The sequence below is a fragment of the Thauera propionica genome (genome assembly GCF_002245655.1).
Taxonomy (GTDB): Bacteria; Pseudomonadota; Gammaproteobacteria; order Burkholderiales; family Rhodocyclaceae; genus Thauera; species Thauera propionica.
Genome location: NZ_NOIH01000014.1, coordinates 143,527 through 154,677, shown reverse-complemented (window position 1 = coordinate 154,677; position 11,151 = coordinate 143,527). Strand labels below are relative to the sequence as shown.

General features: G+C 66.0%; 13 protein-coding genes and 1 rRNA gene. 6 read left to right on the top strand and 8 right to left on the bottom strand.

The window, feature by feature from the left end; genetic code table 11:
• The first annotated feature begins 69 nt into the window (after nt 1–69).
• From rrf to CGK74_RS12840, 3 genes are all read left to right on the top strand, one after another.
• Nucleotides 70–183 (top strand): 5S ribosomal RNA (gene rrf / locus CGK74_RS12850).
• Nucleotides 184–336: 153 nt separating this feature from the next.
• Nucleotides 337–1,500 (top strand): UbiH/UbiF family hydroxylase, encoded by a 1,164-nt coding sequence (locus CGK74_RS12845; RefSeq protein WP_094268846.1) that lies wholly within the window; start codon nt 337–339, stop codon nt 1,498–1,500.
• A gap of 18 nt (nt 1,501–1,518) precedes the next feature.
• Nucleotides 1,519–2,250: a DsbC family protein gene (locus CGK74_RS12840; RefSeq protein WP_094268845.1), complete on the top strand. Its 732-nt coding sequence runs from the start codon at nt 1,519–1,521 to the stop codon at nt 2,248–2,250.
• 67 nt (nt 2,251–2,317) lie between these two features.
• Here the strand turns inward: CGK74_RS12840 and mltA are convergent, their stop codons facing one another.
• On the bottom strand, nt 2,318–3,364 hold the full coding sequence (gene mltA, locus CGK74_RS12835) for a murein transglycosylase A (protein ID WP_206186246.1): 1,047 nt from the start codon (nt 3,362–3,364) through the stop codon (nt 2,318–2,320).
• Between the two features lie 312 nt (nt 3,365–3,676).
• On the opposite strand from mltA, the gene CGK74_RS19395 reads away from it, so the two are divergent.
• From CGK74_RS19395 to CGK74_RS12825, 3 genes are read left to right on the top strand one after another with little or no spacing between them, the layout of a single operon-like run.
• The gene (locus CGK74_RS19395; protein WP_276206064.1) at nt 3,677–3,805 is read left to right on the top strand and encodes a hypothetical protein; all 129 of its coding nucleotides are present in this window, start codon (nt 3,677–3,679) and stop codon (nt 3,803–3,805) included.
• Nucleotides 3,798–4,661, top strand: a complete 864-nt coding sequence (locus CGK74_RS12830; RefSeq protein WP_094268844.1) for an ATP-binding protein — start codon at nt 3,798–3,800, stop codon at nt 4,659–4,661. The genes CGK74_RS19395 and CGK74_RS12830 overlap by 8 nt, the downstream gene beginning before the upstream one ends.
• An 8-nt stretch (nt 4,662–4,669) precedes the next feature.
• Entirely contained in the window at nt 4,670–5,608 is a 939-nt protein-coding gene (locus tag CGK74_RS12825) for a Nudix family hydrolase (protein WP_094268843.1), read from the top strand.
• A 4-nt stretch (nt 5,609–5,612) separates the two neighbouring features.
• Here CGK74_RS12825 and yacG read toward each other — a convergent pair whose 3' ends face one another.
• From yacG to CGK74_RS12790, 7 genes are all read right to left on the bottom strand, one after another.
• Nucleotides 5,613–5,822, bottom strand: a complete 210-nt coding sequence (gene yacG / locus CGK74_RS12820) for a DNA gyrase inhibitor YacG (protein ID WP_094268842.1) — start codon at nt 5,820–5,822, stop codon at nt 5,613–5,615.
• A 5-nt stretch (nt 5,823–5,827) separates the two neighbouring features.
• Nucleotides 5,828–6,583, bottom strand: a complete 756-nt coding sequence (gene zapD / locus CGK74_RS12815; RefSeq protein WP_094268841.1) for a cell division protein ZapD — start codon at nt 6,581–6,583, stop codon at nt 5,828–5,830.
• 82 nt (nt 6,584–6,665) lie between these two features.
• Nucleotides 6,666–7,301, bottom strand: coding sequence for a dephospho-CoA kinase (gene coaE, locus CGK74_RS12810; RefSeq protein ID WP_094268840.1), 636 nt, complete (start codon nt 7,299–7,301; stop codon nt 6,666–6,668).
• 3 nt (nt 7,302–7,304) lie between these two features.
• The gene (locus CGK74_RS12805; RefSeq protein WP_094268839.1) at nt 7,305–8,114 is read right to left on the bottom strand and encodes an SPOR domain-containing protein; all 810 of its coding nucleotides are present in this window, start codon (nt 8,112–8,114) and stop codon (nt 7,305–7,307) included.
• A gap of 28 nt (nt 8,115–8,142) precedes the next feature.
• On the bottom strand, nt 8,143–9,507 hold the full coding sequence (locus CGK74_RS12800) for a TrpB-like pyridoxal phosphate-dependent enzyme (protein WP_094268838.1): 1,365 nt from the start codon (nt 9,505–9,507) through the stop codon (nt 8,143–8,145).
• Between the two features lie 19 nt (nt 9,508–9,526).
• Nucleotides 9,527–10,261: a type III pantothenate kinase gene (locus CGK74_RS12795; RefSeq protein ID WP_094268837.1), complete on the bottom strand. Its 735-nt coding sequence runs from the start codon at nt 10,259–10,261 to the stop codon at nt 9,527–9,529.
• A complete protein-coding gene (locus CGK74_RS12790) occupies nt 10,258–11,115 on the bottom strand; it encodes a biotin--[acetyl-CoA-carboxylase] ligase (protein WP_094268836.1) in 858 nt (285 codons plus the stop codon). Before CGK74_RS12790 ends, CGK74_RS12795 begins: the two co-directional genes overlap by 4 nt.
• Nucleotides 11,116–11,151: the final 36 nt, after the last annotated feature.

The window sequence follows — 11,151 nt, the reverse complement described above, 5'->3', positions numbered from 1 at the left end:
ACGACACCCAATCACACAACTCTTCTTCCCGCTTTGGCCTGGCACCAACACCCAGGCAACAAGTCAAAGTCTGACGACCATAGCTTTGTGGTACCACCCCTTCCCATCCCGAACAGGACCGTGAAACACAAACGCGCCGATGATAGTGAGGTCCGCCCTCGTGAAAGTAGGTCATCGTCAGACTAACCCACAAAAAACGCCCAGCATCCAAATACGATCGCTGGGCGTTTGCACGTCTACGGCCTCTACAACAAAACAAATACAAAAATCACAATGACGCGCGGGAGATGCCGCGGCAAAATCGTAGGCTGTGGGTAACAGTGCATGGTGTGCTGAATGGATTTCGATCTCGTGATTGTGGGCGGTGGTCTGGCCGGTGCTGCCTTGGCTGTGGCCTTGCGGCGCTCGCGCCTCAGGATTGCCGTCGTCGAGGCGAGTCCCCCGATGCAGTCGGAATCCTGGGACCAAAGGGTCTATGCGTATAGCCCAGCAAGTGCGCGATTCCTGGACGATCTGGGGGCCTGGCGCCATATCGATCCGACGCGTCTGCAGCCTGTCTCCGAAATGCGTGTATTCGGCGATGACGGTGGGGTGATCCGCTTCTCGGCATACGAGTCTGGGCTGCCCGAACTCGCTTGGATCGGTGAATCGAGCCGCGTTCATCTCGAGTTATGGGAAGGCCTCAAGCGACAGCACAATGTGACCCTGTTCTGCCCTGCTCGGCCGCGGGCGCTCGAGATCCGACCGACAGGCGTCGAATTGAGGGTGGAAGATGGCCGAACCATCTCCGCGCAGTTGGTCGTTGGTGCCGACGGGCGGGACTCATGGGTACGTGCGCAGGCTGCGATTGACTCGCATGTCTCACCTTATGGTGAGCGGGCGGTCGTCGCGAACTTCGCGTGTTCGCAGCCTCATCGGGGCGTTGCGCATCAGTGGTTCCGGGACGACGGTATCCTGGCGTGGCTGCCGCTGCCTGGGGATCGGATGTCCATGGTGTGGTCCGCTCCCGACGAGGTGGCTGATGCCTTAATGGGGCTGGATGAGGCTGCGTTCGTCGCGCGGGTGGAGAAGGCTGGCTGTGGCGTACTCGGTACGCTTGGCTTGCTGACTCCGCGTGCGGCGTTCTCGCTACGGTTGATGCGGGTGGACACGGTCGTGAAGGAACGTGTGGCGTTGATTGGTGACGCGGCGCACGCAATCCATCCGCTTTCGGGGCATGGCATCAACCTGGGGTTCCAGGATGCGAAGGTGCTGGCGGAGGTTCTTTGCGGCCTCGAGAACTGGCAGGATGCGGGCGAGCTGGCGGTACTGCGACGCTACGCGCGCGCGCGCGCCGAAGAGCCTTTCATGCTGCAGTACTTGACGCATGGTTTGAACCGCCTGTTCGGGGCTCGCAATCCGCTTGCCGCGGCGTTGCGGAACGCCGGCATGAACCTCACGGGGCGCTTGCCGGTCCTAAACAATGCCCTTATCCGCTATGCGGTCAATGGCCGATTTTGATTCCTTTCGGAGAGCTTGATGAGTTTCTTTGCCAAACGTACCGCAGTTCTTGCCGTCGCAACGGTGACGGGCTTCGCTGCGAGCCTGTCCGCCAACGCCTCCGAGGAGACCGTCCGTAAGAACATGGAGGCCTTCATCGGCGCGCCGGCGGTCGAATCGGTGACCAAGACGCCTTACGGCGGCCTGTACGAGGTGCTGCTGAAGAACGGCCAGCTCGTCTACTCGGACGAAAAGGGTAGCTTCATCGTCGATGGTAGCGTCATCGACATGAAGACGCGCCGCGACGTCACGCAGGCGAGGCTCAATGAGCTGGCCGCGATCGATTTTTCCACCCTCCCGCTTGACCAGGCGATCAAGCAGGTCAAGGGGAAGGGAACGCGGGTGATCGCAAGCTTCGAAGATCCGAATTGCGGCTATTGCAAGCGTCTGGCCAAGGAGCTTGCCGGCATGGATGATGTGACGATCTACACTTTCCTGTACCCGATTCTCAGCCCCGATTCGACCAGCAAGTCGAATAACATCTGGTGCGCGAAGGATCGTGCCAAGGCCTGGAACAGCTGGATCCTTGATGGCAAGGTGCCGGCGGACGCCGATTGTGACGTGAATACGGTGGCAAAGAACGTGGAGTTGGGACAGAAGCTGCGCATCACCGGCACGCCGACGCTGTTCCTTGCCGACGGTCGGCGGATTGGAGGCTACGTGCCGGCCGCGGAACTCGAGAAAGCACTCGCGGACGTGAAGGCAAAATAAGCCAGACCAGAGTGAAGCAGCGCCCAGAAACGGCGCCGCTTCACTGTTTCAGAACTGGCAGTCCTGTTCAGCGGGCGCCCGTCGGCCGCATTCCCTTAGGCAGCAAGACCCACATATGGCCTTGTTGGCGCATCCGTCCGGCTTCCCGCCCAGCCTGCTCGCCGAAGCCCCAGAAGAAGTCCGCACGCACGGCGCCCTTGATTGCGCTGCCGGTATCCTGAGCCAGCATCAGCTGATTGAGCGGACGGTTGCTGAGCGGATAGGTGGTGGCAAGGAAAACCGGGGCGCCAAGGGGAACGTAACGCGGGTCGACGGCGATGCTCCTGCCTTCGGTGAGCGGGACGCCGAGCGCGCCGATGGGGCCGCCGCTGGATGCCGGTAGTTCGCGGAAGAATACGTAGCTGGGATTGGTGTTAAGCAGTTCGCGTAGACGCTGAGGATTGGCGCTCGCCCAGCGTTTGATGCCGTCCATCGAGGCCTGATCCAGCGTCAGTTCGCCCTGTGCGACCAGCCAGCGCCCGATCGATTGGTAGGGATGGCCGTTCTGGTCAGCGTAGCCCATGCGCACGGTTTGGCCGTCGGGCAACTGCACGCGTCCCGAGCCCTGCACCTGCAGGAAGAACAGGTCGATCGGATCATCTGCCCACAGCAGCACGGGCGCGGGCACCTGTTCGCCGCGTTCGGCCAGTTGTTCGCGGGTCCAGTAGGGCAGGACCTTGTTGCCGACGATGCGGCCGCGCAGGCGCAGGTGCTTGAGTTCCGGATAAACGTCGCCGAGCTCGATCGTGAGCATGTCGGCGGGCGCCCCATGAATGGGCCAGGCGTAGCGCTGATTGCGGTTGCGGCTGCCGCGGATCAAGGGTTCGTAATAGCCTGTCACCAGGCCTTCGGTCGACGTCTCCGAATTGCGAAGCAGCCAGGGTGAAAAGTGCTGCTCGAAATAATGACGGGCGCGGGTGTTCCCGGGTTGGGTGCCCAGCGCATTCGCGGCATCGCAGGCGCTTTTCCACTGCGCTTGTCGGGAAAGTTTCGAGCAGGAGGCGAGCAGCGCGGACCATGCCGCCGACGGATCGTCCTCCGACCAGCCCTTGATCTCCGACCAGGCGGCGGCCACGGGCGGGGGCGGCTCTGCGGCGGTCTCGAGCGGTCGTGGTGCGCTGGGCGTTGCGGGTGTCACTGCCGTGGTGCCTGCCGTTGACGCCGGGCAACGTGGGCAGGCTGGGCAGGGCTGGTGCTGCGGGCACTGGCTGCCAGCCTCGACGTCGGGTGCGCGTGAGGGTGTCGCGCAGGCCGAGAGCAGGGCGAGCAGCGCGGGAAGGATGAGACGGGTGGGGGCAAGCGTCATGGAGGGGATCGGTTAAACTCGGGGACTTTCGCCCGGCAGAGTATACCGACGGCAGGGCGGGCTTTGCGCCGGAGGCTTGCTATGTGGGTGATCTTTCTCGAGGCCGGACTCGCGCTGCTGCTGTTGCTCATCATCGTCTGGGCAACCTGGCCGCGGCGGGAGAAGGCGCCCGAAGCCGACACGAACCCGCAGGATGAGAAACATGACTGAGCTATCCGATCTGCTGAGCCGCGCGGAGCGCGTGCTCGAGCGTCTCGAGGCCGTATTGCCTGGGCCTGCGCCCGAGCCCGACTGGGAGGCTGCGACCGCCTTCCGCTGGCAGCGTCGCCACGGGCGTGCCGAGTTGAAGCCGGTGCGCGTGCCGCACCGCATCCGTCTTGCCGACCTGCAGGACGTCGATCAACAGAAGACCCGCATCGAACGCAACACCCGCCAGTTCCTCGCCGGGCACCGCGCCAACAACGTGTTGCTGACCGGTGCACGCGGCACGGGCAAGTCGTCGCTGATCAAGGCCTTGCTCAACGAATTTGCAGGGCAGGGTCTGCGCGTCATCGAGGTCGACAAGACCGACCTGGTCGACCTGCCCGAGATCGTCGAGCTTGTCGAGCAGCGGCCCGAGCGTTTCATCCTGTTCTGCGACGACTTGTCCTTCGAGGAAGGCGAGGACGCCTACAAGGCGCTGAAGAGCGTGCTCGACGGCTCGGTGTCTGCCGTGTCGGAGAACGTGCTCGTCTATGCGACCTCGAACCGTCGTCACCTGATGCCCGAGTACCACGACGAGAACCTTCAGGCGCGGCATGTCGATGGTGAGATCCATCCGGGCGAGGCGACGGAGGAGAAGATCTCCCTGTCCGAGCGCTTCGGGCTGTGGATTTCGTTCTACCCGTTCAGCCAGGACGAGTATCTCGACATCGTTGCGCACTGGCTCATGCAGTTCGGTGTGCCCAAGCGGCGGATCGCCGCTGCGCGACAGGACGCGCTGCAATGGGCGCTGATGCGCGGCTCGCGCTCGGGACGGGTAGCTTGGCAGTTCGCCCGCGACTACGCCGGCCAGCTCGAAGGGTGAGGCGGGCGATGACGCGGAAACTCGTCGATGTCGCCGCCGGGGTGCTGCTGCGCCCGGATGGCAGCTATCTGCTCGGGCAGCGCGGGCCCGATACCGTCTATGCCGGCTACTGGGAGTTCCCGGGGGGCAAGGTCGAGCCGGGCGAGAAGCCGGCGCAGGCCCTCTGCCGCGAACTGGATGAGGAACTGGGTATTCGCGTCACCCATCTGCGGCCGTGGCTGCGTCGCGAACACCTCTACGAGCATGCCCATGTCCGCCTGCATTTCTTCGAGGTCTGTGCGTGGGAGGGCGCGCTGGACGACAAGGTCCACAGCGCGCTCGATTGGGTCGAACCCAGCTCGGCGACGCGGGAGCCGATGTTGCCCGCGAACGGACCGATCCTGAAGGCGCTTCGCCTGCCCCGCGTGATGGGCATCACCGACGCGGCCCGGCTCGGCGTCGACGCCCAACTCGAGGCCCTCGATCGGGCGCTGGATGCGGGATTGCGGCTGGTGCAGGTGCGCGAGCAGGCCCTCGACGCGGGTGCGCGCGACCGGTTCGCGCGCGAGGTGCTTGCTCGCACCCGCGCGCGTGGCGGACTTGTCGTGGTCAATGGCGACATCGAACTGGCGCAAGCGATCGGCGCGGATGGCGTGCATCTGCCCGCGCGCCGCCTGATGGCGCTCTCAGAACGACCTGCGTTCCAGTGGGTGGGAGCCTCGTGTCACGACCGCGCCGAACTCGAGCATGCAGCGGCGCTGACGCTCGATTACGCGCTCCTCGGCCCGGTGCTTGCCACGGACTCCCACCCCGGCGCCGCGAGCCTGGGCTGGAGCGGCTTCAGCGCGTTGACCGAAGGGCTGCCCATGCCGGTGCTTGCGCTCGGCGGACTTTCTCCGGCAGTCATGGAAACGGCGCGCGATGCCCGTGCGCATGGCATCGCCGGCATCCGCGGTATCTGGGGGTAGGCGTCTAGTCCCGGGGCTGGCCCGGCGGAGCGAATCCGTCACTCTCGCTTGCGTCAGGTGGCGACGACGGCACGCGATAGGTTTCCGAGGCCCAGGCGCCGAGGTCGATCTGACGGCAGCGGGCGGAACAGAAGGGACGGTAGTGACTCTCCGCCACCCAGGGAACGGACTTGCCGCAGGTCGGGCAGCGAACGGTGCGAGGTGTTTCGCTCATGCGCGTCAGAGGCTGCAGAAGGTGAGCTCGAACTGCACGTCGCGTTCGGCGAGGCGGGGACGGGCGACAGTCTCGGGCAGCATGAAGCGGATGTTCAGGGCGTATTTGTTGGCGCTGATTTCCGGCACCACCGCGTCGGCGCGCGGCACGCGCACCCGCAGCATCTGGGCCGAGCGCCCCGCCATTGTCAGCTGGTAGGCGCCGCCGCGGGCCACCTGCAGTTCAGGGCGGCCGCTGGCGCGCAACAGGCGCAGCACGATCTCCAGCCCCTCGCGGATCGGCGTCATCGGCGCCATCCAGCTATCGAGGTCGCGACGGCGCGCGTCGGGGTCGCGGTTCAGCCAGTAGTGGTATGCAGGCAGGTCGAACTGGCACACGCCGCCGGGGATTGCGGCGCGGCTGCGGATGCTCATCAGCCACTCGTTCTCGCGCAGGTATTGGCCGATCTTGCCAGCCATCGCCAACAGGCCGGTCGACGCCTGCTCGATCTCGTACAGCGCGCCGGCCAGCGCCTCTTCCGAAATCTCGGGGTTGTTGCGAAATGACATCAGGATCTGGCGCTGACGCTCGAGTTCCTGCACAAGATCCACCTTGAGGTCGGCACGGCTCGCGACCTCGAGCGTTTCGAAGATGGTCTGCAGGGCGACGTGGTGATCCTGCGGCGCGTCGCGGCCAGCAAAGTGCGCGAGCTTGACGAACAGGTCCTCGAGACGCAGCAGCGTGCGGATACGCTCGTTGAGAGGATATTCGTAGCTAATCACCGCAAACTGTCCGCAAGAATTGCGCTCCCGTAAGATGCCAGATAATAGCACAGCGGCCTGAAGGGTCTTGTCAAATGGCCGTTCATGTGCGCTTCCCGGCCAGGTCGATGTACCGGCGGTGCAGCCGCTCGACCTGTACCCGAAGCTGGTCGAGCGTGCCATCGTTGTCGACGACGTCGTCGGCGACTGCCAGTCGCGCCGCGCGGCTGGCCTGCGCCGCCATGATCGCGCGGATCTGGGCCTCGGCGAGTCCGCTGCGTGCCTTGACGCGCTCGATCTGCAATGCCTCGGGGCAATCGACGACGCAGACACGGTCGCAGCGTTCGCGATACGTTCCCGATTCGACCAGCAGCGGGACGGCAAGAATCACGTAGGGCCCTTGCGCGGCGAGGCACTGCCGTGCGCTTTCATCCCGGATCAGCGGATGCAGGATGGCTTCGAGCTGCTTGCGGGCCTCGGGATGGCTGAAGGCCAGCGAACGCATGGCGGCACGGTCGAGGCTGCCGTCGGCGGCCAGGACGGACATACCGAAGTGGTCGCGAATCGCTGGAATGGCCGCTCCGCCTGCCGCTGTCAGCGCATGGGCGATTGCGTCCGTATCGACGAGGCTGGCGCCCTGTGCGACGAAGTGGTTCGCGACGGCGCTCTTGCCGCTGCCGATGCCGCCGGTCAGCCCGACGACGAAGGGACGCCGAGCGGAAGACTTGACCAAGTGCATGAATCAACGTCCGTTGCAGGCAGTGCGGCGAGCACTGATGCCGCGCACGTCGGCTTCGATTGCACGCACGCCTTCGTCCGCAAGCCGGGCCTGGATCAGGTAGGTTGTGCTCATGCGGGCTTCGACGCCGGCGTTGCGCACGCCGCGGGCGCGCAACTGGCCGAGCAGTTGCTGGGCACGCGCCTCGGTCTTGAACAAGCCCAGCGAGATCGCATACTGGCTCTGTCCCGCCTCCTGGACGATGAACATGTCCTTGACGCCGAGCTCACGCAGTTCCTGAACGCGGCGTTCGGCCTGGTCGCGGCTGCCTTGCGGCGGAACCCGTACCCACCATGCGCTGGGTGTCTCGCTGCGACGCCGCTCGGCCTCGACGCCGGCCTGGCGCAGTCGACGCGTCAACGCGTCGGCTTCCTGCTCGCTGAGACCGGCCCAGGCCTGGCAGACCAGCGCAGGCGGCTGGGGGGTGGGGAGGGTTTCTCCGGCCGTTGCGACTACGTCCGCATCGGGCAGGGGCACAGGCTCATCCGCTTGGCCAGTACGTGCCATGCTTTCGGCCTCCGCGGGCGTTTCCGCGACGGCGACCGTGGGGCTCGATGGCGCGGGTGCCAGGGGTGTCGTGGGCAGTGACGGCTCGCTTGCCGCGCCTTCCCGCGCGGCGACGCCGCTCAGGCGGATCCGTTCCGGGTTGAGCTGATTGGTGATCCGTTCGGGCTCGGTACGTGGCGGTGTGCCGACGATCCACCCCTTCACGCCGGCGAATGCCAGCGCGTTAAGGAGGATCAGGACGATGACGAGGAGGCGCGTCGTGCTCATGCGAAAAGCCTAGCCGGTGAGGGGCGCGTCAGCCGACTTTGGGCAGATGCGACAGCGATGCTGCGACGGCCTCGGCGGGGTACTCGTAGTTCTCGAGCTTGCCGGCGAAGTAGCGCTCGTATGAGCTCATGTCGAAATGGCCGTGCCCGGTCAGGTTGAAGAGGATGGTCTTGCTCTCCCCCGTCGCCTTGCAGCGCAGGGCTTCGTCGATTGCGGCGCGGATGGCGTGGCAGGACTCGGGAGCGGGAATGATGCCCTCGGCGCGAGCGAACTGCACGCCGGCCTCGAAGGTCGCCAACTGCGGCACGGCCACGGCCTCGATCAGTCCGTCGTGGAACAGTTGCGACACCAGCGGCGAGTCGCCGTGGTAGCGCAGGCCCCCGGCGTGGATGCCTGGCGGCATGAAGTCGTGGCCCAGCGTGTACATCTTCATCAGTGGTGTGAAGCCCGAGGCGTCGCCGAAGTCGTACGCGAACTGGCCTTTGGTCAGAGTCGGGCAGGAACTCGGCTCCACCGCGATGCAGCGCAGGTGCTCGGCGCGCTTGTCGCCGCTGGCCCTGTCGGCGAGGAAAGGGAAGGCGATGCCGGCGAAACTCGAGCCGCCGCCGCAGGGGCCGATGACCACGTCCGGGTAGAGACCGACCTTGTCGAACTGCTTCTTCGCCTCGAGGCCGATGATGCTCTGATGCAGCACCACATGGTTCAGCACCGAGCCCAGCGTGTAGTTGGTGTCGGCACGGCTGGCCGCCTCCTCGACCGCCTCGGAGATGGCGATGCCGAGCGAGCCTTCATTGTCGGGGTTCTCGGCCAGCAGGCGGCGTCCGGTCTCGGTCAGCGGCGACGGGCTCGGATACACCTCGGCACCCCAGGTCTGCATCATCAGGCGGCGATAGGGTTTCTGCTCGTAGCTCACCTTGACCATGTAGACGCGCACGTCCAGCCCGAACATCTGTCCGGCGAAGGAGATCGACGAACCCCACTGGCCGGCGCCGGTCTCGGTGGTCAGGCGCTTGATGCCGGCCTGCTTGTTGTAGAAGGCCTGCGGCACGGCGGAGTTCGGTTTGTGCGAACCGGCCGGGGACACGCCTTCGTACTTGAAGAAGATCTTCGCCGGCGTGCCCAGCGCCTGCTCCAGGCGCACTGCGCGCACCAGGGGGCTCGGTCGCCACAGGCGGTAGATTTCGCGCACTTCCTGCGGGATCGCTATCCAGCGTTGCGCGCTCATCTCCTGTTCGAGAATGGCCCCGGGAAAGATGGCCCCCATCTGCTCGGGCGTGGCCGGCTTGCCGTTCGGGCCCAGTGGCGGGGCGGGCGGATTCGGCATGTCGGCGACGATGTTGTACCAGTGCGTCGGGATGTCGTTGGCTTCGAGCTGGATGCGGGTGGCTTCCATCGAGGGGTCTCCAGTGTCGTTATGCATTGGGCGAGTGTAGTCCTGCGATGACGGCAAGGCCGCACAGGACGAGGTTGTCGATACGCCGCAGCGGAATGTCGAGCAGGCCGGCGAAGCTGTCGGCTGCACCGCCGCCGAGCAGGCAGAGCGCGCCGCGTTCGGTGGCGATCTGGCGGAACATGCGTTCGATGGCGCCCGCCTGTGCATGCAGGCAGCCCGAACGGATCGCGTCGACGGTACATCGCGGCTGCGGCACGAAGCGACCTTCGGCGAGTGGCAACTGCGCGGTGCCGCGGGCAAGTGAGGCCTGCATCAGGTCGACGCCCGGCAGAATGAGCCCGCCCAGGAAGTCGCCGTCGGCCGACAGCAGGTCGGCCGTGGTGGCCGTGCCGGCGGTCACGACGAGGCAGGCCTGCGCGTGCGTGTGGTGCGCACCGATGAGCGCGGCCCAGCGGTCGGCACCAAGTTGGCCCGGAATGTCGTAGAGGTTGCGCACACCGCAGGCATGCTGCGTTGGACACAACCATTCCACCGCATTGACCGCAAGCGCGGCGGTAATCCGGTCGGCCACATCGGTGCCGGCGACGTTGCTCCCGACGACACGCAGCGGGCCGGGGTGGCGTGTGCGCAACTGGCCGAGTGCATCGATCCCGTCATGCCCCAGAGCGCCTTCGTCCAGCGCTGCCGGCGCGCTGGCGTCGGCGAGCAGGCGCCACTTGATGCGGGTGTTGCCGGCATCGATGAGCAGGATCATGGTGCGTCCCCGCCTAGGGGGCGCAGCGACACGTCGCCGGCGAGGATGCGCTGCGTGCCCGTCGCCGTGCGCAGCAGCAAGGCGCCGTCGTCGTCTACGCCGGCGCAGATGCCTTCGAGCGAAGCCTCGTCACCGCAAATGCGCACCGGCAGTTCGGCGAAGGCGTTGCGCTGTTCCCAGGCGCCTTTCACTGCAGGGAAGCCGCCACTGGCGTATGTCGCCAGGAGATTGTCCAGTTCGGCAAGCAGGGCGGCGAGCAGGGCGGGTCGGCCCGGCACGTCACCATCGAGAGCATGCGCAAGGTCGGTGACACCGGCCTGAGCCTCGATGCGGACATCCGGCGGCAGGCGCAGGTTGATGCCGATGCCGATGACGGCGGCAAGCCCTCGCGCGCGGCCCGTGCTCAACTCGACAAGGATGCCGACCAGCTTCTCGCCGTTCACCAGCACGTCGTTCGGCCATTTCAGTTGCAGGCCGACGACGCCAAGGCGTTCCAGCGCGCGTGCGACGGCTACGCCGGCCACCAGCGACAGTCCGGCGGGCGCCGGTGTGCCGCGCGCGAAGTGCCACACGCTGGAGAAGGTCAGGCTGCCATCTGGCCAGGACTGCCACTGGCGACCGCGGCGACCGCGTCCTGCGGACTGGCGCTCGGCAACGAGGACATGAACGCGGCCGTCATCGGCCGGCGTGTTCTCGATCAGCGCGGTATTGGTCGACACGCACTCGTCGACCCAGTCGATCACGAACCGCGGTGCCTGTGCCCCGAGGTGGGTGATGACGGCGGCTTGAAGCGCGTTTGGGGGGGGCGTGCTGGCGGGCAAGATGTCGGGCGGCCTGAAGTGTGACCGCCGCATTATCCGTCATCCTGCGCGCATGCACGAGGGTGGTGC